Here is a 24,817-nt window from a genome sequence, read left to right as displayed (position 1 = left end):
CCTAAGCTCCAGTCCATGCTGACTTCCACCCCTTCGCCACTGCGCACCGAGCCGCCCGTCGACCAGGTGCAGGTCACGGTTCTGCGGGCCGAACTGGCCGCGCTCATCGACCGTCTCACGGTGGTCGACGGTGCCCACCAGACCGCGATCCCGCGGCTGATGCTGGCACGGGCCTCGCAGATGGCGCACCCCGTGCATTCGGTCTGCGAACCGGCCTTCTGCGTGTTGGCGCAGGGCAGCAAGCGCGTGCTGCTGGGCGACGAGGTGTACATCTACGACAGCGACCAGTACCTCGTGGCCTCGCAGAACCTGCCGATCTCGGGGCAGGTGATCGACGCCTCGCCGGAGTCGCCCTACCTCGGCCTGCGCCTGCTCTTCGACGTGAAGGACATCGCGGCGCTGGCGCTCGAGTTCGGCCTGGGCGACACCTCGCCGCAGAGTGCGCCGCAACGCGGCATCTTCACCGGCGAGCTCTCCACGACGCTGCTGGATCCGGTGCTGCGCCTGGTCAAACTGCTCGATGCGCCCGACGACGTGGCCGTGCTCGCCCCGCTGATCGTGCGCGAGATCCTGTACCGCCTGCTGCGCTCGCCCGACGGCTGGCGCCTGGCGCAGATGGCGGTGATCGACAGCCACAGCCAGCGCATCACTCACGCCATCAACGTGCTGTCGCAGCGCTTTCGCGAGCCGCTGCGCATCGAGGACGTGGCCGACGAGGTGCACATGAGCGTGTCGTCGCTGCATCAGCACTTCAAGTCCGTGACTTCGATGAGCCCGCTGCAGTTCCAGAAGCAGCTGCGGCTGCAGGAGTCGCGCCGCATCATGATCAGCGAGCGTGTCGATGCCGCCACCGCCGGTCACCGCGTGGGCTACGAGAGCCAATCGCAGTTCAACCGCGAATACAGCCGCTTCTTCGGGCTGCCGCCGGCGCGCGACGTGAGGCGCCTGCGCGAGATGCAGTTGGGGCAGCGGGGTCGATGACGGCCTGTTGAGCGCCCGACCCGGCGCGCAAGCGCGGGCAGCCATTCCGGCCCCGGCCCGCGTCCATTTCCATTCATGCCATGTCCGGGGCGCCATCGAGCGGCGCCGCCGGCGGCGCCTGTCCCGGGCATCGGGACGACTTCGTCGAGGTCCACCATGAAGATTCATCTGAAGTTCGATGACCAGGTCATCCCGGCCACCCTGGCAGACACCGAGGCAGCGCGCGAATTCGCGGCCATGTTGCCGCTCACGGTCACGATGCACGACCTGTTCCGGCGCGAGAAGTTCGGCCCGTTGCCGCGCGCCATCTCGCGTGCCGAGACGCACACGCAGATCTGCGCGGCCGGCACCCTGGTCTGCTGGACGGCCGGGCCCGACCTGGCGGTCTTGCACCGGGAGGATGGCCAGCCGCGCAGCGGCGGCTTTCATGTGCTGGGCCACATCGCACAGGGCCTGGAAGCCCTCGCGCGCCCGGGCCCGATCGAGGTGACGCTGGAGATCGTCGCGCCGGTGGCGCTTCGGCCTGCGAGCGCGGCGCTGCAGGGCGCTTAGATGGCGCCTAGCGTTCGCCCTTGCGGTACGGCTTCATCAGCGCCTGGGGGTAGCTCGCCTTGCGCGCCACCAGCACCAGCGCCAGGATCGACAGCAGGTACGGCAGCATCAGGTAGAGCTGGTAGGGCAGCACCGCGTCGCCCGACTGCTGCAGCCGCAGTTGCAGCGCGTCGAAGAAGGCGAAGAGCAGGGCGCCCAACAGCGCTTTGCCCGGCCGCCACGAGGCGAACACGACCAGCGCCACGCAGATCCAGCCGCGGCCGTTGACCATGTTGAAGAAAAACGCGTTGAACGCCGACAGGGTGAGGAACGACCCCGCCACCCCCATCAGCGCCGAGCCCGCGACGATGGCACCGGTGCGCGTGGCCGCGACCGACACGCCCTGGCCCTCGGCCGCCTGCGGGTTCTCGCCGACCATGCGCACCGCCAGCCCCATCGGCGTGCGGTAGAGCACCCAAGCCACCAGCGGCACCAGCGCGAGCGCCAGCAGGGTGAGCGGCGTTTGTGCGCCCAGCACGGGGATGGGCAGCCATTCCATCGGCGCGAAGGGCGTGACCGTTGGCGGCGTGTTCACCTTGGGGAAGCTCACGCGATAGCCGTAGTAGCTGAGCGCGGTGGCGAGCAGCGTGATGCCCAGCCCCGACACGTGCTGCGACAGCGCGAGCCCGACCGTGAGAAAGGCGTGCAGCAGTCCGAACGCCGCGCCCGTGAGCGCCGCGACACCCACGCCGATCCACAGCGGCGCGCCGGCAAATACCGCGAGCCATCCGGCGAAGGCGCCCGCGACCATGATCCCTTCGATGCCGAGATGGAGCACGCCCGCCCGCTCGCACAGCAGCACGCCCAGCGTGCCGAAGATCAGCGGCGTGGCGATGCGCAGCGTGGCCACCCAGAAGGACGCGTTGCCGAGGATGTCGAGAAGGTCGCTCATGTGCGCCGGACCCTGTACTGCGTCAGCAGCGTGGCCACCAGCACCGCGATCAGCGAGGCTGCGACGATCACGTCCGCGATGTAGGTCGGCACGCCCACCGCGCGGCTCATGGTGTCGGCGCCGACCAGCACGCCGGCCACGAACACGCCGGCCGCGATCACGCCCAGCGGATGGAGCCCGGCCAGCATCGCGATCACGATGCCGGTGTAGCCATAGCCCGGCGACATGTCGAGCGTGACGTAGCTGGTGCGCCCGGCCACCTCGATCGCGCCCGCGAGCCCGGCCAGCGCGCCCGAGAGCAGCGCGACCATCACGACCGTGCGCGTCACCGGCACGCCCGCGAAGGCGGCGGCGCGTGCATTCGCACCGACCGCGCGGATGTCGAAGCCCAGCACCGTGTGCTTGAAGATCGCCCAGACGACGACCGCCAGCGACACGGCCCAGAGCAACCCGGTGTGCACCCGCGTCTGCGCGATCAGCTTGCCGAGTTCGAGCGCCGGTTGCAGCGACACGCTCTGCGGCCAGCCCATGGCCGTCGGGTCTTTCATCGGGCCATCGAGCAGCGCCGACACCGCGAGCAGCACGATGAAGTTGATGAGCAGCGTGGTCACGACCTCGTCGACGCCCAGCTTGTTCTTCATGAGCGCCGGCCCGAGCAGCATCAGCGCCCCGGCCAGCGCGGCAGCGAGCATCATCAGCGGGAACAGCAGCCACGGCGACACCTCGAAGCCGGTGCCGCCATGCATGCCGCCCACGGCCACCGCGGCGAGCGCACCGGCATAGAACTGGCCCTCGGCACCGATGTTGAAGAGCCGCGCCTTGAAGGCGACGGTCGCGGCCAGGCCGGTGAGGATCAGCGGGATGGCGCGCGTCAGCGTCTCGCTCCAGGCGAACACCGAGCCGAAGCCGCCCTGCAGCAGCAGCGCGTAGGTGCGGCCCACCGGCGCGCCGGCCCAGAGCACCAGCAGCGCGCTGATGGCGAGCGTGAACGCGACCGCGCCGATGGGTGCGAGCACGAGCGCGGCGCGCGACGTCTCGTGGCGGCGCTCGAGCCTCATGCGTGCGTCCCAGCCATCGCGAGGCCGATGGCTTCGCGCGTCCACGCAGCGGCCGGGCGTGGTTCGCCGAGTTGTCCGCCATGCATCACGGCGACGCGGTCGCCGAGCGCCAGCACCTCGTCGAGGTCGTCGGAGATCATCAGCACCGCCGCGCCCGCATCGCGTGCGGCGATGAGTTGCTGCTGCACGTACGCGACCGCGCCGATGTCCAGCCCCCAGGTCGGCTGGTGCGCGACGATCAGCCGCGGCGGCTTGCGCTGGCCGTTGGCCGCTTCGGGCGCCATCAGCGCACGGCCGAGGATCAGCTTCTGCATGTTGCCGCCGGACAGCGAACGCGCCGGCGATTGCAGGCCGGCGCCGCGCACGTCGTAGGCCTTCTCCACGCGCAACGCGTGGGCGCGTGCCGCGGCGCGGCGCACCCAGCGGCCGAGCGGGCTCCAGCGCGAGAAGGCCGGGCTGCGCAGGCGCTCGGACACCGCGTTCTCCCACACCGGCAGGTCGCCGATCACGCCCACGGCATGCCGGTCTTCGGGGATGCGCGCGACCCCGCGCGGCACCAGTTGGGCAGGCGAGGGCGGCAGCGCCCGGCCCATCAGCGTGACCGTGCCGTGCGTGGCCTTGCGCGTGCCGCTGAGCAGTTCGGCCAGCGCCACCTGGCCGTTGCCCGAAACGCCGGCGATCGCGACGATCTCGCCCGCCTTCAGCGTCAGGGTGACATCGTCGAGCCGGTCGTGGCCGCTGCCGGTGGTCGACACATGGTCGAGCACGCAGACCGCATCGCCGACCGTCAGGGCGGGGCGTCGCGCTGTCTTCTCGACCGCATGCCCGACCATCCACAGCGCCAGCTCGGCCTGCGTGGTGTCTGCCGCGCGCGCTTCGGCCACCCGCTTGCCGCCCCGCAGTACGGCGATGCGCTGCGACACGCGCAGCACCTCGCCCAGCTTGTGGCTGATGAAGATGATCGACAGGCCCTGCGCCACCATCTGCGCGAGCGTGGCGAACAGCGCCTCGCTCTCCTGCGGCGTGAGCACGGCGGTCGGCTCGTCGAGGATCAGGATGCGCGCGCCGCGGTACAGCGCCTTGACGATCTCCACGCGCTGCCGTTCGCCGACCGACAGGTCGCCGATGCGGGCATCGGGCCGCACCGGCAGGCCGAAGCGCTGCGCCACGTCGAGCAACCTGCCGCGTGCGGCACTACGACGCGAGAAGGGTTGCCACAGCGGCTCGGTGCCCATCAATACGTTGTCGAGCACGCTCAGGTTGTCGGCCAGGGTGAAGTGCTGGTGCACCATGCCGATGCCCGCGGCCAGCGCTGCCTTGGGGTTGCCCGGCGCGAGCGGCTGGCCGAAGACCTCGATGTCGCCTTCGTCGGCCGTGTAGTGGCCGAACAGGATCGACATCAGCGTCGACTTGCCCGCGCCGTTCTCGCCCAGCAGCGCGAGCACCTCGCCCGCGTGCAGGTCGAGCGAGATGGCGTCGTTGGCGGTCAGGGTGCCGAAGCGCTTGGTGATGTTCCGAAGTCGGAGGACCGGGGAAGCCACGAACGCTTATCTGGCCGTCGACTTCGGCTGGCCGTCGTCCACCTTCACGGTGAACTTGCCCGCCAGGATGTCGGCCTGCCTGGCCTTCACCTTGCTCACGATGTCGGCCGGGACCTTCTTCTCGAAGGTGCCCAGCGGTGCGAGTTCGGAGCCTTTGAACTTCATCATCGAGTATTGGCCGTAGTCTTCGGCGGCGAACTTGCCTTCCTTCACCAGCTTGATGGCGCGGTCGGCCGAGGGCTCGAAATTCCACAGGGCCGAGGCGACCACGGTGTCGGGGTACTGGGCCTGGGTGTCGATCACGTTGCCGATGGCGAGCTTGCCCTTTTCCTTGGCCGCGTCGCTCACGCCGAAGCGCTCGGCGTACATCACGTCGGCGCCCTTGTCGATCATGGCGAAGGCGGCTTCCTTGGCCTTCGGTGGGTCGAACCAGCTGTTGATGAAGCTCACGCTGAACTCGACCTTCGGGTTGGTTTCCTTGGCGCCGGCCATGAAGGCGTTCATCAGGCGGTTCACCTCCGGGATGGGGAAGCCGCCGACCATGCCGATCTTGTTGGTCTTGGTCATGCCGCCGGCGACCATGCCGGAGAGGTAGGCCGGCTCCTGGATGTAGTTGTCGAACACGCTGAAGTTCGGTGCCTGCGGCTTGAGCGACGAGCCCATCAGGAAGGCGACCTTCGGGAAATCCTTGGCGACCTTGCGGGCCGCGGCCTCGACGCCGAAGACCTCGCCCAGGATCAGCTGGTTGCCGGCCGTGGCGTATTCGCGCATCACGCGTTCGTAGTCGGCATTGGCGACGTTCTCGGTCGCCTTGTATTCGATCTCGCCGCGGGCCTCGGCGGCCTTCAGCGCCTTGTGGATGCGGCCCACCCACTGCTGCTCGAAGGGCACGGTGTACACCGCAGCGACCTTGAGCTTGGCCTGGGCCAGCGCGAGGCCGGGGGCGCCGGCGGCGAGTGCCGCCGCGATGGCGACGGAACGGACGATCAACTGGCGGCGTGCGTGCACGGTGCTTCTCCTCGGGTTTTGAAATGGGTGCGCTGCGCGCGCTACTTGGTGCCGAAAATGCGGTCGCCAGCGTCGCCCAGCCCCGGCAGGATGTAGCCGTGGCTGTTGAGTTCGCGGTCGATGGCGGCGGTGTAGATCGGCACGTCGGGGTGCGCGGTCTGCAGCGCCTTCACGCCCTCGGGGCAGGCCAGCAGACAGACGAACTTGATCGACTTGGGGCTGAGTTCCTTCATGCGCTCGACGGCGGCGATGGCCGAGTTGCCCGTCGCCAGCATTGGGTCGACCACGATGATGTCGCGGTCCTGCATCTCGCCGGGCATCTTGAAGTAGTACTCGACGGCGGTGAGCGTCTTGGGGTCGCGGTACAGCCCGATGTGGCCGACGCGCGCCCCGGGCACCACGCTCAACATGCCTTCGAGGATGCCGTTGCCGGCACGCAGGATCGACACCAGCACCAGCTTCTTGCCGTCGATCACCTTCGAGGTCATGGTTTCGAGCGGCGTCTCGACCTCGATATCCTGCATCGGCATGTCGCGCGTGACCTCGTAGGCCATCAGCATGCTGAGCTCGTTGAGCAGGCGGCGGAAGCTGTTGGTGGACGCGTCCTTGCGGCGCATCAGGGTGAGCTTGTGCTGGACGAGGGGGTGGTCGATGACGTGAACGTTGCTCATGGTGTCTGAAGCGCGGCGGTGAAGCCTTGTTGTGGTTCTGAAAAGGGTGTGAGTCTAGAAGACCGTGCCGTCGCTTTCGATCTGCAGAGGAGGTGAGCCGTCTCGCAAGCGCTGTGCCAGCACGCGGCCCGCGGCCCAGGTGCCGCCTTCGAGCACGCAGGCCAGCGGCAGTTCTTCGGCGCTTCGGCCCAGCAGCGTGCGCATGCGCGGTGCCAGTTCGTCGAGCAGGGCCACCGTCAGCGCGCGCCATTCGACGATGAACTCGTCGCCGGCCTTCCAGGTGCGCGCCGCCAGCGCCGGGTCGCGCAACAGGATCACGCCGCTGTCGATCAGCAGGCCGCCGTTGCGGTACTCGGGCAGGCCGGTGAGCGTGTCGAGCCCGCGCACCTTCACGCCGGCCCACTCGAAGGGCTCGAGCAGCGAATAGGTCAGCCACTGCGACAGCTTGTGGAAGGGCACCCAGCCGTTCGAAAGCCCCGGCCCCTGCACCGCGCCGTGGCGCCAGCAGTCGCCCAGCAGATAGTCCGGATTGCTGGAACCGATCACGGTGCCGCCGGGCGCGTCGCTGCCGTCCGCGGCCAGGCTGTCGACCGAATTGGCAGTGGGCCAGATGCGCGAGAGCGATCCCAGGACCAGGGCGAGCAGCACGTGCACCTGGACCTCGGCGGTGGGCGGCACTTCGGGCCCGTAGGCGCCGACCGCCGCATCGAACAGGCCGCCCGGGCGGCTCTGCTCACCGAAGATCTCCGGCTGTTCGCTGATCGCTTCGCCCAGCCGCCGCAGCAGCGTGGCACGGCCGGCCAGCCCGACCATCGGGTTCACGCCGCTCACCTGGAAAGCCTGGGCCAACCGGTCGGTGACGAGGGCGCGCAGCCCCGCCGCGTCGACCTGCAGCGGCTTGTCCGGGTTGGACGAGAACAGGCCGCTGGTGAAGGCGTGGAAGCTCGCGACGCCCAGGCCTTCGGAACGGGTGAAGCGTTGCCCGCTGGCGGATTCGACATAGTGCCAGTCGGGCCCGGCGCCGGCATCGAGCAGCACGCTGACCACCACCAGATCGACCTGTGCACGGGCCCGCTCGCGCCGGGTGACCTTGTCGCCCAGGAGGCGGTCGAGCTGGGCCAGCCGATCGATGCCGCCGGCCTCGAAATGCCGCCAGCGGCTGTGGAAGGGAATGCGGCCGGACGGGTAGCGTTCGCGCGTGACCTCGGCCACGGTGGCGGCCGCGTCCTCGAGCACGCGGTCGCCACCGATGGTGAACCAGCGCGATTCGCCGCGGCGCGCGCGTGCCAGCAACTGCGCCGCGCGTTCGCGCACGGCGGCAGTGGTGCGCAGATAGCCGGCAGCGCCGGACGGATGGCTGAAATCGATCTCCAGTTCGATGTCGGGGTCGATGTGCCCGTGGGCCGTCACCAGCGAGGTGCGGGGCTGTTCGGGCTTCAGCCCGTCGTTGTCTTCGTTCATTCGCTCAGTCCGCGGCCCTTGGCCTTCTTGAGTTCTTCCGAATCCGGCACCGGGCCGGGGGTGAAATAGCCGGCCGCCATCTTGGCGTCCATCTCGACGCGGGCGTCGGCCGGGATCAGTTCGTCGGGAATGTTGACCCGCTCGCCGATCTCGATGCCCGAGCCGCTGATGGCGTCGTACTTGAGATTGCTCATCGACACCAGGCGGTGGATTTTCCGGATGCCGAGCCAGTGGAAGACGTCGGGCATCAGTTCCTGAAAGCGCATGTCCTGCACGCCGGCCACGCACTCGGTGCGGGCGAAGTACTGGTCGGCCGTGTCGCCGCCGACCTGGCGCTTGCGCGCGTTGTAGACCAGGAACTTGGTGACCTCGCCCAACGCGCGGCCTTCCTTGCGCGAATAGGCGATGAGCCCGACGCCGCCGCGCTGCGCACCGCGGATGCATTCCTCGATGGCATGGGTGAGGTAGGGCCGGCAGGTGCAGATGTCGGAGCCGAACACGTCGGAGCCGTTGCACTCGTCGTGGATGCGGGCGGTGAGCTCGACCTCGGGGTTCGCCAGGTCGCGCGGGTTGCCGAAGATGTAGAGGGTCTGGCCGCCGATGGGTGGCAGGAAGACTTCGAGGTCGGAGCGCGTCACCAGCTCGGGGTACATGCCGCCGGTCTCTTCGAACAGCACGCGGCGCAGGTCGGTCTCGGAGCAGCCGAAGCGCCGGGCGACCTCGGGCAGGAACCATACGGGTTCGATGGCGGCCTTGGTCACCATCGCGGCGCCACCGGCGGTGAGGAACTTGCCGTCGGCTTTCAGGCGGCCGGTCTGCAGCGCCTCGATCACCTCCGGCAGGATGACGTGCGCCTGGGTCACGGCAATGGTCGGGCGGATGTCGTAGCCGGCCGCCAGTTCGGTCGAGAAGACGTCGGCCACCGCCGCGCCCCAGGGGTCGAGCGACACGATGCGGCCCGGGTCGGACCACTGCGGGTATGGGCCGATGAGGTCGGTCGGCGACGTGTTGGTGAGGTCGGCCTTGTGCTGCGGGTTGAGCGCCCCGGCCGCCACGGCCAGCGCCCGGTACACGCTGTACGAGCCGCTGTGTGTGCCGATCACGTTGCGGTGCGCGCGCTTGGTGGTCGTGCCCACGATCGGCCCGCGCTCGGTGGCGGTCGCCGCACCCCAGCGGATCGGCAGCGCGCCGAAGCCGCCGGCGTGCGAGGTCAGCCGGATGTGGCGCGGTGCGGTGGCGCTGGGCGAATAGACCGGGGACAGCGAGACGGAGACGGTGGCCGCATCGGGCGGTGCGGCTGGCGAGGTGGGTGGCGAGACGGAGGGCGGTTGAGCGGGAAGGGGGGAATTCGAAACGGTGTCGACAGACATTGCAGGCCCTCAAAAAATGCAATGTAGCGACCGACTTCGCGGCTGGCAAGCGGGGTGGTCGATCGCCTGCCTGTAACCTTCGGCACGCATGAAACGAACAACACCGGGAGCGCCGACGCCTCTGCATGAAGCCGAAGCCGTGCTGCATGCGCTGTTCGTCCGCGGACTGGACGGCGATGCGGCGGCGTACCGACTGTTCCTGCAGAAGCTGGGCGCCCATTTGCGGGCCTTCCTCGGCCGGCGCCTGTTCGGGTGGCCGGATGACGTGGAGGACCTGGTCCAGGAGTGTCTTCTCGCCGTGCACAACCAGCGCCACACCTACCAGAGCGACCAGCCCTTGACGGCCTGGGTGCACGCGATCGCGCGCTATAAGCTGGTCGATCTGCTGCGCGCCAAGGGCAGCCGCGAGGCGCTGCACCAGCCGCTCGACGACGATCTCGCGGTGTTCGCCGAATCGGCCACCGACGCCAGCGACGCGCGGCGCGACCTGGGCGGCCTGCTCGAGAGCCTGCCCGACCGGCACCGGCTGCCGATCGTCCATGTGAAGCTGCACGGCCTGTCGATCGCCGAGGCAGCGCGCGCCACCGGCATGTCCGAGTCGGCGGTGAAGGTCGGCATCCATCGCGGGCTGAAGGCGCTGGCGCTCAAGATCAAGGACAGCCGATGAAGACCGACGAACTGATCGCGCTGCTGGGCGCCGACGCTGCGCCGGTGCCGCGGCGGGCGACGAGCCACCGGCTCGGTCTGGCGCTGGCCGTGTCGCTGCCGCTGTCGGTGGCGCTGCTGCTGATCGCATTCGGCCCACGGCGCGACCTGGTCGAGGCCCTGTTCTGGCCGATGTTCTGGGTCAAGCTGCTGTTTCCGCTGGCGATCGCCGCGGCCGGCTTCGTGCTGTTGCAGCGGCTGGCGCGGCCGGGCGTGCGGGGCGGCCTGGCCTGGACGGCCGCCGTGGCGCCGGTGCTGCTGATCTGGGCCCTGGCCGCCTTCGACTGGAGCACCGCCGCACCGGCCGCGCGCGCCGCGATGCTGTGGGGGCCGACGTGGCGCAATTGCGCCTTCGACATCCTGGCGCTGGCCACGCCCACCTTCGTTGCGGCGCTGTGGGTGCTGCGCAGCCTGGCGCCGACGCGGCCCGCGCTGGCGGGGGCGGCCGCCGGTGCTCTGGCGGGCGGCGTGGGCGGGGCCGTGTACGCGGTGCACTGCATCGAGCTGGCGTCGCCGTTCCTGGCCGTCTGGTACATGGCAGGGATCGCCTTGCCGGTGGCGCTCGGCGCCGTGCTGGGGGCGCGCCTGCTGCGCTGGTGAGGGCGGCGCGGCGGTCGCCAGCAGAGATCGCCGGTGCGCACGACAATCGCGCGCACATTCATCCGGAGCATTCCCATGGCGCTATCCCTCTACGACCTGTCCGTCCCCGTTTTCACCCGCGGGCTCGGCCAGCTGGCCCATCTGCTCGACAAGGCGCTGGCGCACGCGCAGGCCCACGACATCGACACGGCGACGCTGGTCGGCGCGCGCCTGGCGCCCGACATGTTCACCTTGGCCGGCCAGGTGCAGAGCGCCAGCGACGCGGCCAAGCTGGGTGCGGCACGGCTCGCCGGCATCACGCCGCCGAGCTTTCCCGACACCGAGACGACCTACGAGGAACTGCAGGCGCGCATTGCGAAGACGCTGGACTTTCTGAAGACCGTCGAGCGCTCGCAGATCGACGGTTTCGAAGCGCGCGAAGTCGTCGTGAAAAGCCGTCGCGGTGAGATGCACTTCACCGCCGATCGCTACCTGCTGCAGTTCGCGCTGCCGAACTTCTTCTTCCACGTCACGACCGCGTATGGCGTGCTGCGCCACAGCGGCGTGCCGATCGGGAAGATGGATTACCTCGGCGCGTACTGATTCGCCACGTCCCCGGGCAGCGGCTTCGTCGGCCAGCCGGCGAGGTGGCGTTCGGCGATGCCGGCCAGCGCGGTGATCCAGGCCGGGCTGTCGTTGAGGCAGGGGATGTAGTGGAAGTCCTTGCCGCCCGCATGCAGAAAAGCTTCGCGGCCTTCCATGGCGATCTCTTCCAATGTCTCCAGGCAATCGGCCGGGAAGCCCGGGCACATCACGTCGACCCGTGCCGTGCCGGCAGCGCCCAGTTCGCGCAGCGTTGGCTCGGTGTAGGGCTCCAGCCACTTGGCGCGGCCGAAGCGTGACTGGAAGGTCACGCGGTAGGCGCTCGCCGGCAGCCCCAGGCGTTCGGTCAGCAGGCGGGCCGTTTCCAGGCATTGGCCCTGGTAGGGGTCGCCCAGCCGGATGTTGCGTTCGGGAATGCCGTGGAAGCTCATCACCAACTGGTCCGGCCGGCCATTCTGCTTCCAATAGGCCTCGGCGCTTTGCGCCAACGCCTCGATGTAGCGCGGGTCGTCGTGGTACTGGTTGACGAAGCGCAGCTCGGGCAGCTTGCGCTTCGTGCGCGTCCATGCGTTGACGGCATCGATCACGCTCGCGGTGGTCGTGGCGGAATACTGCGGATAGGCCTGCATGACGAGCACGCGGGTCGCGCCCTCGGCCTGCGCGGCGTCGAGCTGCGAGGCGATCGACGGGCTCGCATAGCGCATCGCATGCCGCACCGACAGCCGGTGGCCGCGCTCGCCCAGCCAGCCGGCCAGCAGCTTGGCCTGCTTCTCGGTCCAGACCTTGAGCGGCGAGCCTTCGGGCAGCCAGATGCTCCGGTATTTGGCGGCCGACTTGGCCGGCCGCACGCGCAGGATGATGCCGTGCAGGATCAGGCACCAGATGGCGCGGGGGATCTCGACCACGCGGTGGTCGTGGAGGAATTGCGAGAGGTAGCGGCGCACCGCGGGGGCCGTGGGCTCGTCGGGCGAGCCGAGGTTGCACCACAGGACGGCGGTGCGTTCTTCGGCGGCGGCGCGGGGGGGCACTCCGACGCCGGATGGGTCTATTGAAGGCATGCGATATTCTGGGCCATGACCTTGGAGACACCGGCCCTGGCGGGCCACGGCGGGCTGGACGTCAAGCGGATTTCGGCGATCTCGCTCGACCTGGACGACACCCTGTGGCCGATCTGGCCGACCATCGAACGCGCCGAACGCGTGCTGCATGCCTGGCTGCTGCGCGAGGCGCCGAAGACCGCCGAGCTGCTGGTGACGCCCGGCGTGCTGCGCGAGCTGCGGCAGGCCACCGAGCGCGAGCGTTCCGATTTGGCGCACGACCTCAGCGCGCTGCGCCGCGAGTCGATCCGTGCGGCGCTGCGGCGCGCCGGCGAAGACCCGGCGTTGGCCGATCCGGCCTTCGACGCCTTCTTCGAGGAGCGGCAACGCGTCGAGCTGTACGAAGACGCGCTGCCGGCGCTCAAGTGGCTCAGCGAGCGCTATCCGTTGGTCGCCATCTCGAACGGCAATGCGGACATCCACCGCACCGGCGTCGGCCGCTGGTTCCGCACCGCCTTCAGCGCGCGCGCCTTCGGCAGCGGCAAGCCGCACGCGCCCATCTTCCGTGCCGCCGCGGCCTCGGTCGGCCTGCTGCCGCGCGACGTGCTGCACGTCGGCGACGACGCGGCGCTCGATGTGGCGGGCGCGCTCGGCGCCGGCATGCAGGCCGCCTGGTTGGTGCGCAGCGCCGACGAAGAAGGCAAGCCCTGGACGCATGGCGCCCGGCCGCAGCTGGTCGTGCCCAACCTGCATGCGTTGTGCATGGCGCTGGACGCGCACTGAGGCGCGGGTCGGCTCTAGTCGATCTCGAACGCTGCGCGGAAGGCGGCGCAAAAGTCCGCCGAACCGACGATCGACAGGCTCAGCGTGTGGCGCGGGGCCCCGGCAGTCCCGGGTCGAACCGTGAGCCGGCCGCTGCCCTCGTCGTAGCTCAGTGTTTCCGACAGGCTCCACTCCTGCAGCGACTGCAGATCGAAGTCCCAGGCGCCGCCGTCGTCCAGCGGCGCCCGCTGGTCGGCGAAGGCCGCGTGTGCCCAGTCCAGCACCGCGACGATCTCCGCGTGCACGGCCGCCAGTTGCTGCGGGCCGACCGACGCCACGGCATCGAAGCCGCCCCTGCCGTCGGCCTCTTCGCTGAAGTCGAAATCCAGGTAGTCGAGCGTCATCAGGGTCCGATCCAGCGTGCGGCCGCCAGGCCGCTGCGCACCGCGCCTTCGAGCGTGGCGGGGTAGGGGCCGTCGAGGTAGTCCCCGCAGGCGGCGAGTCCCGGGGCGATCTGCATCCACGGCCGGCGCAGCCCCGGCGTGCAGGCGAAGGTGGCACGGCGTTCGACCACCATCTGCACGATGCGCAGGCGGGTCGCGCCGAGCTGGCGGGTGGCCTGTGCCAGCGCCTGGGATTGCAGCGCGTCGCGCGGCAGCGAGCTCGCGCTGACGACCAGCGCGAGCAGCCCTTGCGGGCCGCCCAGTTGTCCACGGTCGAAGGCGAACTGCGCCGGTGCGCCGGGGCCGGTGCGCAGCGCGACCATCGGTGCCGCCAGCGACGGGGCGCCGTCGACATACAGCGTGGCGATGGCTTCGTAGCGCAGCGCGTCGGTAACGGACAGCCAATTGTCCGCGTCGATGGTCGCCGAGCGCACCAGGCGCGCTGCGTCCCACGGGGCGCCAGCGATCACGACGCGATCGAAGTCCTCACCGTCGACCTGCCAGTGGGTGTCGGTTCGCACCAGCGTTTGCACGCGACAGCCCAGGCGCACCGTCGCAGCCCGCAGGCCCAGCCAACGCACCGCGGCATCGGGCAACAGCGCGCCGAGGTCGACTCGCGGCAGCAGCAGGTCGGCGCCGCCACGTTCGCCGAACAGGGCGTCGTTCAGCACCCGCAGGAACACCGTGCCGCTCGACTCGCCCACCGGCGTGTTCAGCGCCGACACGCACAGCGGCTCGATCAACTCCTGCATGACGCGCGGCGTGAGGCCTGCGCACAGCGTCGCGACGGTCGCTTCGGGCGTGCAATGGAAACGCGCCCGGCGCCAGCGGAAGGCGGTGCGCAGCAGCGAGGCCTTGTCTGCCCATGTCCAGCCGCGGGCGGTCGCGATGCCGATCAGCAGGTCGAGCGGAGCGCCCAGGCGCGGCAGGGCCAGCCCGCCGCCGTCGGCGAAGCGCAGCGACAGCGGGCTGCGATGCAGCGCCTCGTCGGGCTCGATGCCGACGGTGCGCATCAGCGCCAGCGTGTCGCGGTAGGCACCGATCAGGATGTGCTGGCCGTTGTCCAGCGGCGCGCCGTTGTGGCCGGCGTCGATGCGCCGTGCCCGGCCGCCCGGCGTGCGGGCGGCGTCGAACAGGGTCACGAGGTGGCCGGCGCGCGTGGCGTCGACGGCGCAGGCCAGGCCGGCCCAGCCGGCGCCGATGACGGCGATCTTCAAACCCGACCCAGCGCCTGCACGCGCCACGCCAGCCAGAACTTGCGCAGCGGCGTGAGGCTGACGCGCTGGTTCAGCACCTGGAAGTCGTCGCGCTCGATCTCGCGCAGCAGCGCGCGGTAGATGCTGGCCATCATCAGGCCCGGCTTCTGGTTGCGGCGCTCGGCGGCCGGCAGCAGCGCCAGCGCTTCGTCGTAGGTGCGATGCGCCCGCTCGGCCTGAAACTTCATCAGGGCGACGAATCGGTCGGAATGGATGCGGTTGAGCAGCTCGTGCGCCTTGACGTCGAACTGCTGCAGCTCGTTCACCGGCAGGTAGATGCGCCCGCGCAGGGCGTCCTCGCCGACGTCGCGAAGGATGTTGGTGAGCTGCAGGGCCAGGCCCAGCGTGTGGGCGTAGGCGGTGGTCTGCGGGTCGGTCTGGCCGAAGATGCGGGCCGAGACTTCGCCGACCACGCCGGCCACCAGGTGGCAGTAGCGCTTCAGGCCGGGGAAGTCGAGGTAGCGGGTCTGTTCGAGGTCCATCTGGCAGCCGTCGATGATCTGCTGCAGCTGCGAGGCCTCGATGCCGTGCTCGGCGGCCAGCGGCATCAGCGCCTGCATCACCGGGTGGTGCGGCTGGCCGGCGAAGGCCTGGGCGACCTCGGTGCGCCACCAGGCCAACTTGGTGGCGGCGACGCCCGGGTCGCGCACCTCGTCGACCACGTCGTCGACCTCGCGGCAGAAGGCATAGAAGGCGGTGATCGCGGCGCGGCGCCGCGTGGGAAGAAACAAGAAGGCGTAATAGAAGCTGCTGCCCGAGGCAGCCGCTTTTTCCTGGACGTACTGCGCGGGGGTCATCGATGGGCTGCGCTGGGCTTCTGGGGAGTCATTGCGTCGATTGTCTCCGCATCCGCAGGGCGCGCCAGGCCAGCAGCGGGGCATCGGCCTTGCCGACCGTGGGGCGGCGCGAGAAGGTGTCGAAGCCCAGTGCCTCGATCTTGTCGAGGATGCGCAGGCCGCCCTGGACTACCAGCCGCAGCTCCCAGCCCATGCGCCCGGGCAGGCGGTGGACCAGCGGCGCGCCCTCGTGCATGAGCGCGCGTGCCCAGGCGACTTCGGCGGCGACCAGCGCCAGGGCCTCGCGCGGCGCGGGTGCGTTGCCACGTGGACGGATCGCGTCAAAGGCGTCGGGCGACAGCCCGTGGTCGGCGCTGTCGTCGACCGGCAGATAGAAGCGCCCGCGCGGCAGGTCGACGCTCAGGTCCTGCCAGAAATTGACGAGTTGCAGGGCGCTGCAGATGGCGTCGCTTTGCGCCAGCGCAACGGGGTCGCCGACACCGTACAGGTGCAGCAGCAGGCGCCCCACCGGATCGGCCGAACGGCGGCAGTAGTCCAGCAGCTCCGCGCGATCGGCGTAGCGGCCGCCGTCGCGAGTCTTGCCGATGTCCTGCATGAAGGCCGAGAGCAGGTCGGCCAGCAGGGTTTCGGGCAAAGCAAATTCGCGCATCGCCTGGGCGAGCGGGCCGAAGACCGCCGGCCAGCGCCCAGTGGGCGGGCCGCCGCGGGCCGCGATCGCCAGATCGCTGCGAAAGGCCTGCAGATCGGCCAGCCGCTCCTCGGGCGAGGCTTCGCCTTCGTCGGCGATGTCGTCGGCGGTGCGCGCAAAGGCATAGATGGCCGCGATGGGTGGACGCAGACGCGGCGGACAGAGCCAGGAGGCAACCGGGAAATTTTCGTAGTGGTCCGGCGGCGGCGCGACCGAGGGCACGGCGGCGGGACGGGAGGGGGAGGAGGGCGGCACGCGGCCGATTGTCGGCCACCGCTTGCCGGCCGCGCCGGCCGGTCCGATTCGTTGACAGGCCCGGGGTGCATCCCACAAAATTACTAACCCTTCGGTCATTAATGGCCAGTCGGTCCTCAAGGTGGTTCATGGCCGTATCGATTGCTTCTCCCGTCTTTTCCCTTCCAGTGGCGACCTGCCTGCTGGCGGCGCTGCTCGCCGGCTGCTCCAAGCCCCCGGCCGCCGAGGCCCCGGTACGGGCAGTGAAGGTGCAGACGGTAGGTGCCTCCGCCTACGGCACGGCGCCGGAGTTTTCCGCCGAGGTGCGTGCCCGGGTCGAATCGCAGCTGGGCTTTCGTGTGGCCGGCAAGATCCTCCGTCGCCAGGCCGAGCTTGGCCAGCATGTGAAGGCCGGCGAGGTGTTGGCCCAACTCGACCCCCAGGATTACCGGCTCGCCACCGAGGCCGCGCGCGCGCAGCAAGCGGCGGCGCAGACCAACCGCGACCTCGCGGCGGCGGACCTGAAGCGCTACCGCGAATTGCGGGCGCAGAACTTCATCAGCGGCGCGGAACTGGAGCGCCGCGAGGCGACCTACAAGTCGGCGCAAGCCCAGTTCGAGCAGGCGCAGGCGCAACTCGCCTCGCAAGGCAACCAGGCGAGCTATGCCACGCTGGCGGCCGACGTGGCGGGCGTGGTGACGGCGATCGACGCCCAGCCCGGCCAGGTGGTGACGGCCGGCACGCCGGTGGTGCGCATCGCGCAGGACGGCGCCCGCGACGTGGTCTTCGCAGTGCCGGAAGACCGGGCCGGGCAGATCAAGCCGGGTTCGGCCGTGGCCGTGCGAGGCTGGTCGGGCGGTGACGAACTTCAGGGCAAGGTGCGAGAGGTGGCCGCCAGCGCCGACCCGGTGACCCGCACCTACACCGTGAAGGTGGCGATCGACGCCGCTACGGCGCCGCCGCTCGGCGCCACCGTCTATGCCCGGCCGCAGGCCCTGTCGCACGTCGGGGCGCCGGTGCTCAAGCTGCCCACCAGCGCGCTGCGCCAGGAGGGCGGCGGCTCGGCGGTGTGGGTGCTCGACAAGGCCAGCATGACGGTCCGCTCGCAGCCGGTGCAGGTGGCCACGGCGGACGGCAACGAGGCGGTGATTGCCCAGGGCCTCGAGCCGGGCATGCAGGTGGTGGTCGCGGGCGTGCATGTGCTCGCGCCCGGGCAGAAGGTGTCGATCTACCAGGGCAAATCCACGCCGGTGGCCACTGGCGCCGTTCCCGCGGCAGCACCGGCTTCGGCCGCCTCGCGCTGAGGACGGTGCGATGACCACTCCCAGCGAAACGACCGGCAAGGCCGGCTTCAATCTGTCGAAATGGGCGCTCGAACACGCAGCGCTGACGCGCTACCTGATGCTGGCCTTCATGGTGCTGGGCTTCGCCTCGTACTTCCAGCTGGGCCAGGACGAAGACCCGCCCTTCACCTTCCGCATCATGGTGATGCGCACCTACTGGCCTGGTGCGACCGCGCAGCAGATGGCCGAGCAGGTGACCGACAAGCTCGAGCGCACGCTGCAGGAGGCACCGTACGCCAACAAGATCCGCAGCTATTCCAAGCCCGGCGAATCGATGATCATCTTCGAGATCAAGGACTCGTCGAAGCCCGGCGAGGTGGCGAACGTCTGGTACACGGTGCGCAAGAAGATCGGCGACATGCGCAACACGCTGCCCGGCGGCGTGCAGGGGCCGTTCTTCAACGACGAGTTCGGCGATGTGTACGGCGTGATCTACGCGCTGCAGACCGACGGCTACTCGCCCGCGGAGATCAAGACCTTCGCCGACGAGGTGCGCCAGGGGTTGCTGCGGGTGAAGGACGTGGCGAAGGTCGAGCAGGTCGGGGTGCAGGACGAGAAGATCTACGTCGAGGTGTCGCAGAAGCGCGTGGCGCAGCTGGGCCTGGACATGAACGCGGTGCTGCAGCAGATCGGCGCGCAGAACGCGATCGAGAGCGCCGGCACCATCCAGTCGCCGCTCGACATGGTGCAGGTGCGCGTCGGTGGTCAGTTCACCAGCGTGGAGCAGCTGCGCGCAATGCCTATCCGCGGCAGCTCGGGCAACCAGCTGCGGCTGGGCGACATTTCCGAGATCCGCCGCGGCACGATCGATCCGCCGGCCGTCAAGGTACATCACCAGGGCAAGGAGGTGGTTGCGCTGGGCGTCTCGATGTCGAAAGGCGGCGACATCATCGCGCTGGGCCAGGCACTGCGCGTGGCGGTGGCCGACATCAGCTCGCGGCTACCGGCCGGCGCGACGCTGGCGCAGGTGCAGGACCAGCCGGTCGCAGTGGCGACCTCGGTCAACGAGTTCGTGCACGTGCTGATCGAGGCTGTCGCGATCGTGCTGGCGGTGAGCTTCGTCGCGCTCGGCCTGCACAAGGGCGGGCGCTTCGGCTGGCACATCGATGTGCGGCCGGGGCTGGTGGTGGCGATCACGATTCCGCTGGTGCTGGCTGTGACCTTCCTGGCCATGAACTACTTCAGCATCGGGCTGCACAAGGTGTCGCTCGGCTCGCTGATCATCGCGCTCGGCCTTCTGGTGGACGACGCGATCATCGCGGTGGAGATGATGGTGCGGAAGATGGAAGAGGGCTACGACAAGGTCCGTGCCGCCACCTTCGCCTACGACGTGACGGCCAAGCCGATGCTGACCGGCACGCTCATCACGGCCGCCGGCTTCCTGCCCATCGGCCTGGCCAAGTCGACCACCGGCGAATACACCTTCGCGATTTTCGCGGTCACGGTCATTGCGCTGGTGCTGTCGTGGATCGTCTCGGTCTACTTCGTGCCGTACCTGGGCACACTGCTGCTGAAGGTGAAGCCCCACGACCCGGATGCGCCGCCGCACGAGCTCTTCGATTCACGCTTCTACAACGCCTTCCGCCGTACGGTGAACTGGTGCGTGGCGCACCGCTGGCTCACCATCGGCGCCACCGTGGCGATCTTCGCGCTCGGCATCGTGGGCATGGGGCGGGTGCAGCAGCAGTTCTTCCCCGATTCGAGCCGGCCGGAGATCCTGGTCGACCTGTGGTCGCCCGAAGGCACCGCCTTCGCCGCCAACGAGGACATCGCCAAGCGCGTGGAGCAGCGGCTGATGCAGGAGCCGGAGGTCGCGTCGGTCACGACCTGGATCGGCAGCGGCGTGCCGCGCTTCTACCTGCCGCTGGACTACATCTTCCCGCAGACCAACGCGTCGCAGGTGCTGGTGCTGGCCAAGGACCTGCATCAGCGCGACGCCTTGCGCCAGCGCCTGCCCGCCTTGCTGGCCCAGGAGTTTCCCGAGGTGCGCGCCCGTGCCAAGCTGTTGCCGAACGGGCCGCCCGTGGCCTACCCGGTGCAGTTCCGCGTGATCGGGACCGATCCGGCGCAACTGCGTCTGCATGCCGACGAGGTCAAGGCGGCGATGCGCCAGAACGCGAACACGCGTGGCGTCAACGACAACTGGAACGAGTCGGTGAAGGTGATCCGCCTGGACGTCGACCAGGACAAGGCGCGCGCGCTCGGCGTGACGAGCCAGGCCATTGCCCAAGCGTCGCGCACCATGTTCAGCGGCACCACCATCGGCCAGTACCGCGAGAACGACCGTCTGATCGACATCGTGCTGCGCCAGTCGCCCGACGAACGCGAAGCCATCTCCGACATCGGCAACGCCTACCTGCCAACGGCGTCGGGTCGCTCGATTCCGCTCGCGCAGATCGCCAAGCCGGTCTTCACCTGGGAGCCGGGCGTGATGTGGCGCGAGAACCGCGACTACGCCATCACGGTGAATGCCGACATCGCCGAAGGGCTGCAGGGCGCGACCGTGACGCAGCAACTGGTGCCCGAATTGCGCGCGCTGGAAGCGAAATGGCGCGCGGCCGGCCAGGGTGCCTACCGCATCGAGGTGGCCGGTGCGGTGGAGGAGAGCAGCAAGGGTTCGGACTCGATCGTGGCGGGCGTGCCGATCATGCTGTTCCTGGTCTTCACGCTGTTGATGCTGCAACTGCACAGCTTCAGCCGGGCGCTGCTGGTGTTCATCACCGGGCCGCTGGGCATCGCGGGTGTGGCGGCGGCGTTGCTGCTGCTCAACCGTCCCTTCGGCTTCGTCGCGCTGCTCGGCGTAATCGCCCTGATGGGCATGATCCAGCGCAACTCGGTGATCCTGATCGACCAGATCGAGAGCGACCGCGCCGCCGGCGTGCCGGCCTGGGACGCGATCGTGGAGTCGGCCGTGCGGCGGCTGCGCCCGATCGTGCTGACGGCTGCCGCCGCGGTGCTGGCGATGATCCCGCTGTCGCGCAGCGTGTTCTGGGGGCCGATGGCCGTCGCCATCATGGGCGGCCTGATCGTGGCCACCGTGCTCACCCTGCTGGCGCTCCCGGCGATGTACGCCGCCGCATTCCGCGTGAAGCGGGAAGAAAAGGCGGCCCCGGTTAGCGTCTAAAATGCGCGGTTGACCGATTTCGAAGCGGGTGGTCTGCATTTGGAGGCCGCCCGCTTTTGCTTGATTCACCTGACCGCGCGGGTGGCGAAATTGGTAGACGCACCAGGTTTAGGTCCTGACGTTCGCAAGAACGTGCCGGTTCGAGTCCGGCCCCGCGCACCAGCACACCTCACAAGGAAGAACGAAATGACCGTGAATGTTGAAACCCTCGAGAAACTCGAGCGCAAGATCACGCTGACGCTGCCCGTCGGCACCATCCAGTCGGAAGTCGATTCCCGCCTGAAGAAGCTGGCGCGCACCGTGAAGATGGACGGTTTCCGCCCGGGCAAGGTGCCGATGAACGTCGTGGCCCAGCGCTATGGCTACTCGGTGCACTACGAAGTCATGAACGACAAGGTCGGCGAGGCTTTCTCGCAAGCCGCCAACGAAGCCAAGCTGCGTGTGGCCGGCCAGCCGCGCATCACCGAGAAGGAAGAAGCGCCCGAAGGCGTGATGGCCTTCGACGCGGTGTTCGAGGTGTTCCCGGACGTCAAGATCAACGACCTGGCTGGCGCCGAGGTCGAGCGCGTCACCGCCGACGTGACCGACGAAGCCATCGACAAGACGCTCGACATCCTGCGCAAGCAGCGCCGCACCTTCGCGCAGCGCTCGCAGGACACGGCTGCCGCCGACGACGACCGCGTGACGGTCGACTTCGAAGGCAAGATCGACGGCGAGACCTTCCAGGGTGGCAAGGCGGAAGACTTCCAGTTCATCATCGGCGAAGGCCAGATGCTCAAGGAATTCGAAGACGCCGTGCGCGGCCTGAAGTCCGGCGACAGCCGCACCTTCCCGCTGTCGTTCCCGGCCGATTACCACGGCAAGGATGTGGCCGGCAAGCAAGCCGACTTCATGGTCACCGTGAAGAAGATCGAAGCGGCGAACCTGCCCGAGGTCAACGAGCAGCTGGCCAAGTCGCTCGGCATCGAGGAAGGCACCGTCGAAGGCCTGCGCGCCGACATCAAGCGCAACCTGGAGCGCGAGGTGAAGTTCCGCCTGCTGGCCCGCAACAAGAACGCGGTGATGGATGCGCTGATCGCCAACGCCGAACTCGACCTGCCCAAGTCGAGCGTGCAGTCCGAAGTCGACCGCATGGTCGAAGGCGCCCGCGCCGAACTCAAGCAGCGCGGCATCAAGGACGCCGACAAGGCGCCGATCCCCGACGAAGTGTTCCGCCCGCAGGCCGAGCGCCGCGTGCGCCTGGGCCTGGTGGTTGCCGAACTGGTGCGTGCCAACAACCTGCAAGCCAAGCCCGAGCAGATCAAGGCCCACATCGACGAGCTGGCCGCCAGCTACGAAAAGCCGGCCGACGTGGTGCGCTGGTACTTCAGCGACAACCGCCGCCTGGCCGAAGTCGAAGCCGTCGTGATCGAGAACAACGTGACCGACTTCGTGCTGGGCAAGGCCAAGGTCGCCGACAAGTCGGTGTCCTTCGACGAACTGATGGCCCAGCAAGGCTGAGCTCGCGCCACTGGCACATTGCGGCGGGGCTTGCACCCGCCGGCACCATCCCCATCTGACCTCTGACCGGGGGAGTCTCCCCGGCAAGGTCAAGCACTGAACGGAGCTATTCATGAGCGCACAGGACATCCAAGGTCTCGGCATGGTGCCGATGGTGATCGAGCAATCGGGCCGCGGCGAGCGGTCTTATGACATCTATTCGCGTCTGCTCAAGGAGCGCGTGATCTTCCTGGTGGGCGAGGTCAACGACCAAACCGCCAACCTGGTGGTCGCCCAGTTGCTGTTCCTCGAGAGCGAGAACCCGGACAAGGACATTTCGTTCTACATCAACTCGCCCGGCGGCAGCGTGAGCGCCGGCATGGCGATCTACGACACGATGCAGTTCATCAAGCCGGCGGTGTCGACGCTGTGCATCGGCTTCGCGGCCAGCATGGGCGCCTTTCTGCTGGCGGCCGGCGAGAAGGGCAAGCGTTTCTCGCTGCCCAACTCGAAGATCATGATCCACCAGGTGCTCGGCGGCGCCCGCGGCCAGGCGACGGACATCGAGATCCACGCGCGCGACATCCTGCGCACCAAGGACCAGATGAACCGCATCCTGGCCGAGCGCACCGGCCAGCCGCTGGAGAAAATCGCCCGCGACACCGAGCGCGACTACTTCCTGACCGCCGACGAGTCGAAAGACTACGGTTTGATCGACCAGGTGATCTCCAAGCGCGGCTGATCCGGCCCGGCGCTGCGGCGCCTGCGCAACGACGGCGTTTTCCATGCGGAGAACGCCGTTTTTGTTTCGTTATCATTGATCCACCCCCCGTTACGAGGCATTTGCCCATGGCCGAGAAAAAAGGCTCTTCCAGCGAGAAAACGCTTTACTGCTCCTTTTGCGGTAAGAGCCAGCACGAGGTCAAGAAGCTGATCGCCGGCCCGTCGGTGTTCATCTGCGACGAGTGCATCGATCTTTGCAACGAAATCATCCGCGACGAATTGCCTGCGGGGGACGAGCCGCGCGATGCGCGCAGCGACCTGCCGACACCGCTGGAGATCAAGACCAACCTCGACAACTATGTGATCGGCCAGGAGCCGGCCAAGCGCATGCTGTCGGTGGCGGTCTACAACCACTACAAGCGGCTTCGCCACAAGGAGAAAGCCAAGGGCGAGGACGTCGAACTTAGCAAGAGCAACATCCTGCTGATCGGCCCCACCGGCTCGGGCAAGACGCTGCTGGCGCAAACGCTCGCGCGCATGCTCGACGTGCCCTTCGTGATGGCCGACGCCACCACCTTGACCGAAGCCGGCTATGTCGGCGAAGACGTCGAGAACATCATCCAGAAGCTGCTGCAGAGCTGCAACTACGAAGTGGAGCGGGCCCAGCGCGGCATCGTCTACATCGACGAGATCGACAAGATCTCGCGCAAGTCGGACAACCCGTCGATCACGCGCGACGTGTCGGGCGAGGGCGTGCAGCAGGCACTGCTCAAGCTCATCGAAGGCACCATGGCCAGCGTGCCGCCGCAGGGCGGGCGCAAGCATCCGAACCAGGATTTCCTGCAGATCGACACGACCAACATCCTGTTCATCTGCGGCGGCGCCTTTGCCGGCCTCGAGAAGGTGATCGAGAACCGGACCGAGGCCTCGGGCATCGGCTTCGGCGCTTCGGTCAAGAGCAAGGCGCAGCGCAGCATCACCGAGGTGTTCCGCGAAGTCGAGCCGGAAGACTTGATCAAGTTCGGTCTGATTCCGGAGCTGGTCGGACGCATGCCGGTGGTGGCTTCGTTGGCCGAGCTCAGCGAAGACGCGCTGGTGCAGATCCTGACCGAGCCGAAGAACGCGGTGGTCAAGCAGTTCACCAAGCTGCTGCAGATGGAGGGCGTCGACCTGGAAATCCGTCCGACCGCGTTGAAGGCGATCGCCCGCAAGGCGCTGGCGCGCAAGACCGGGGCGCGCGGCTTGCGTTCCATCCTGGAACAGTCGCTGATCGACACGATGTTCGAGCTGCCGAATGCGTCGAACGTCGCCAAGGTGGTGGTCGAGGAATCGACCATCGAAGAAAACAAGCCACCGTTGCTCGTGTACCGAGAAGCGGCAAAAAAGGCCTAAGTGCCAGGGCTATTGCGCCTGAATCACCACGCGCATGGCGCGTGCCCTACGATGAACGCGCCGCCGGGTCTTGAAATCC

The 24,817-nt window shown here is 68.7% G+C and carries 23 protein-coding genes and 1 tRNA gene; 12 read left to right on the top strand and 12 right to left on the bottom strand.

Annotated features, from left to right (window positions below; all coding sequences use genetic code 11):
• Window positions 1-15: 15 nt before the first annotated feature.
• Window positions 16-981 carry an AraC family transcriptional regulator gene (locus ACSFBE_RS04330; RefSeq protein WP_435489146.1) on the top strand — a complete coding sequence of 322 codons (966 nt, stop codon included), beginning with the start codon at window positions 16-18 and terminating at the stop codon, window positions 979-981.
• Window positions 982-1,137: 156 nt separating this feature from the next.
• The gene (locus ACSFBE_RS04325; protein WP_435489145.1) at window positions 1,138-1,533 is read left to right on the top strand and encodes a cyclophilin-like fold protein; all 396 of its coding nucleotides are present in this window, start codon (window positions 1,138-1,140) and stop codon (window positions 1,531-1,533) included.
• 7 nt (window positions 1,534-1,540) lie between these two features.
• On the opposite strand, the gene ACSFBE_RS04320 is transcribed toward ACSFBE_RS04325, so the two are convergent.
• Genes ACSFBE_RS04320 through ACSFBE_RS04290 form a run of 7 tightly spaced genes read right to left on the bottom strand, consistent with a single transcriptional unit; the run spans window position 1,541 to window position 9,573 of the window.
• Complete coding sequence (locus tag ACSFBE_RS04320; protein WP_435489144.1) at window positions 1,541-2,464, bottom strand: ABC transporter permease; 924 nt, start codon at window positions 2,462-2,464, stop codon at window positions 1,541-1,543.
• A complete protein-coding gene (locus ACSFBE_RS04315) occupies window positions 2,461-3,522 on the bottom strand; it encodes an ABC transporter permease (RefSeq protein ID WP_435489143.1) in 1,062 nt (353 codons plus the stop codon). Before ACSFBE_RS04315 ends, ACSFBE_RS04320 begins: the two co-directional genes overlap by 4 nt.
• On the bottom strand, window positions 3,519-5,063 hold the full coding sequence (locus tag ACSFBE_RS04310) for an ABC transporter ATP-binding protein (RefSeq protein WP_435489142.1): 1,545 nt from the start codon (window positions 5,061-5,063) through the stop codon (window positions 3,519-3,521). Before ACSFBE_RS04310 ends, ACSFBE_RS04315 begins: the two co-directional genes overlap by 4 nt.
• 6 nt (window positions 5,064-5,069) lie before the next feature.
• A complete protein-coding gene (locus ACSFBE_RS04305; RefSeq protein WP_435489141.1) occupies window positions 5,070-6,071 on the bottom strand; it encodes a BMP family protein in 1,002 nt (333 codons plus the stop codon).
• 41 nt (window positions 6,072-6,112) lie between these two features.
• Window positions 6,113-6,742: a uracil phosphoribosyltransferase gene (gene upp, locus ACSFBE_RS04300; protein ID WP_435489140.1), complete on the bottom strand. Its 630-nt coding sequence runs from the start codon at window positions 6,740-6,742 to the stop codon at window positions 6,113-6,115.
• A 54-nt stretch (window positions 6,743-6,796) separates the two neighbouring features.
• On the bottom strand, window positions 6,797-8,203 hold the full coding sequence (locus ACSFBE_RS04295) for a URC4/urg3 family protein (protein ID WP_435489139.1): 1,407 nt from the start codon (window positions 8,201-8,203) through the stop codon (window positions 6,797-6,799).
• Window positions 8,200-9,573: a GTP cyclohydrolase II gene (locus tag ACSFBE_RS04290; protein WP_435489138.1), complete on the bottom strand. Its 1,374-nt coding sequence runs from the start codon at window positions 9,571-9,573 to the stop codon at window positions 8,200-8,202. Before ACSFBE_RS04290 ends, ACSFBE_RS04295 begins: the two co-directional genes overlap by 4 nt.
• 88 nt (window positions 9,574-9,661) lie before the next feature.
• Here ACSFBE_RS04290 and ACSFBE_RS04285 point away from each other — a divergent pair, with 88 nt between their 5' ends.
• The 3 genes from ACSFBE_RS04285 (at window position 9,662) to ACSFBE_RS04275 (ending at window position 11,460) form a co-directional block, all read left to right on the top strand.
• A complete protein-coding gene (locus ACSFBE_RS04285; protein WP_435489137.1) occupies window positions 9,662-10,240 on the top strand; it encodes a sigma-70 family RNA polymerase sigma factor in 579 nt (192 codons plus the stop codon).
• Window positions 10,237-10,878, top strand: coding sequence for a DUF1109 domain-containing protein (locus ACSFBE_RS04280; RefSeq protein ID WP_435489136.1), 642 nt, complete (start codon window positions 10,237-10,239; stop codon window positions 10,876-10,878). Before ACSFBE_RS04285 ends, ACSFBE_RS04280 begins: the two co-directional genes overlap by 4 nt.
• A 75-nt stretch (window positions 10,879-10,953) precedes the next feature.
• On the top strand, window positions 10,954-11,460 hold the full coding sequence (locus ACSFBE_RS04275) for a DUF1993 domain-containing protein (protein ID WP_435489135.1): 507 nt from the start codon (window positions 10,954-10,956) through the stop codon (window positions 11,458-11,460).
• Here the strand turns inward: ACSFBE_RS04275 and hemH are convergent.
• A complete protein-coding gene (gene hemH / locus ACSFBE_RS04270; protein ID WP_435489134.1) occupies window positions 11,442-12,518 on the bottom strand; it encodes a ferrochelatase in 1,077 nt (358 codons plus the stop codon). The genes ACSFBE_RS04275 and hemH overlap by 19 nt on opposite strands.
• 15 nt (window positions 12,519-12,533) lie before the next feature.
• Here hemH and ACSFBE_RS04265 point away from each other — a divergent pair, with 15 nt between their 5' ends.
• Window positions 12,534-13,280 carry an HAD family hydrolase gene (locus ACSFBE_RS04265; RefSeq protein WP_435489133.1) on the top strand — a complete coding sequence of 249 codons (747 nt, stop codon included), beginning with the start codon at window positions 12,534-12,536 and terminating at the stop codon, window positions 13,278-13,280.
• A gap of 14 nt (window positions 13,281-13,294) precedes the next feature.
• Here ACSFBE_RS04265 and ACSFBE_RS04260 read toward each other — a convergent pair whose 3' ends face one another.
• From ACSFBE_RS04260 to hpnC, 4 genes are read right to left on the bottom strand one after another with little or no spacing between them, the layout of a single operon-like run.
• Entirely contained in the window at window positions 13,295-13,663 is a 369-nt protein-coding gene (locus tag ACSFBE_RS04260; protein ID WP_435489132.1) for a hypothetical protein, read from the bottom strand.
• A complete protein-coding gene (gene hpnE, locus ACSFBE_RS04255; RefSeq protein ID WP_435489131.1) occupies window positions 13,663-14,919 on the bottom strand; it encodes a hydroxysqualene dehydroxylase HpnE in 1,257 nt (418 codons plus the stop codon). Before hpnE ends, ACSFBE_RS04260 begins: the two co-directional genes overlap by 1 nt.
• Window positions 14,916-15,755: a presqualene diphosphate synthase HpnD gene (gene hpnD / locus ACSFBE_RS04250; protein ID WP_435489130.1), complete on the bottom strand. Its 840-nt coding sequence runs from the start codon at window positions 15,753-15,755 to the stop codon at window positions 14,916-14,918. Before hpnD ends, hpnE begins: the two co-directional genes overlap by 4 nt.
• Before the next feature lie 28 nt (window positions 15,756-15,783).
• Window positions 15,784-16,698 carry a squalene synthase HpnC gene (gene hpnC / locus ACSFBE_RS04245; RefSeq protein ID WP_435489129.1) on the bottom strand — a complete coding sequence of 305 codons (915 nt, stop codon included), beginning with the start codon at window positions 16,696-16,698 and terminating at the stop codon, window positions 15,784-15,786.
• A gap of 128 nt (window positions 16,699-16,826) precedes the next feature.
• Between hpnC and ACSFBE_RS04240 the strand changes: the two genes are divergently transcribed.
• From ACSFBE_RS04240 to clpX, 6 genes are all read left to right on the top strand, one after another.
• Window positions 16,827-17,981 carry an efflux RND transporter periplasmic adaptor subunit gene (locus ACSFBE_RS04240; protein ID WP_435489128.1) on the top strand — a complete coding sequence of 385 codons (1,155 nt, stop codon included), beginning with the start codon at window positions 16,827-16,829 and terminating at the stop codon, window positions 17,979-17,981.
• Window positions 17,982-17,991: 10 nt separating this feature from the next.
• Window positions 17,992-21,144 carry an efflux RND transporter permease subunit gene (locus tag ACSFBE_RS04235; protein WP_435489127.1) on the top strand — a complete coding sequence of 1,051 codons (3,153 nt, stop codon included), beginning with the start codon at window positions 17,992-17,994 and terminating at the stop codon, window positions 21,142-21,144.
• A gap of 75 nt (window positions 21,145-21,219) precedes the next feature.
• Window positions 21,220-21,306: transfer RNA gene (locus ACSFBE_RS04230), tRNA-Leu, on the top strand.
• A 24-nt stretch (window positions 21,307-21,330) separates the two neighbouring features.
• Window positions 21,331-22,644 carry a trigger factor gene (gene tig / locus ACSFBE_RS04225; RefSeq protein WP_435489126.1) on the top strand — a complete coding sequence of 438 codons (1,314 nt, stop codon included), beginning with the start codon at window positions 21,331-21,333 and terminating at the stop codon, window positions 22,642-22,644.
• Window positions 22,645-22,756: 112 nt separating this feature from the next.
• Window positions 22,757-23,365, top strand: coding sequence for an ATP-dependent Clp endopeptidase proteolytic subunit ClpP (gene clpP / locus ACSFBE_RS04220; protein WP_435489125.1), 609 nt, complete (start codon window positions 22,757-22,759; stop codon window positions 23,363-23,365).
• Window positions 23,366-23,472: 107 nt separating this feature from the next.
• Window positions 23,473-24,738: an ATP-dependent Clp protease ATP-binding subunit ClpX gene (clpX, locus tag ACSFBE_RS04215; protein WP_435489124.1), complete on the top strand. Its 1,266-nt coding sequence runs from the start codon at window positions 23,473-23,475 to the stop codon at window positions 24,736-24,738.
• Window positions 24,739-24,817 lie beyond the last annotated feature (79 nt).

Origin of the sequence: Variovorax sucrosi, from assembly GCF_051216635.1 — a bacterium.
Classification (GTDB): Bacteria; Pseudomonadota; Gammaproteobacteria; order Burkholderiales; family Burkholderiaceae_C; genus Variovorax.
The sequence above is the reverse complement of the archived record's forward strand: the minus strand, read 5'-3'. Positions and strand labels throughout refer to the sequence as shown.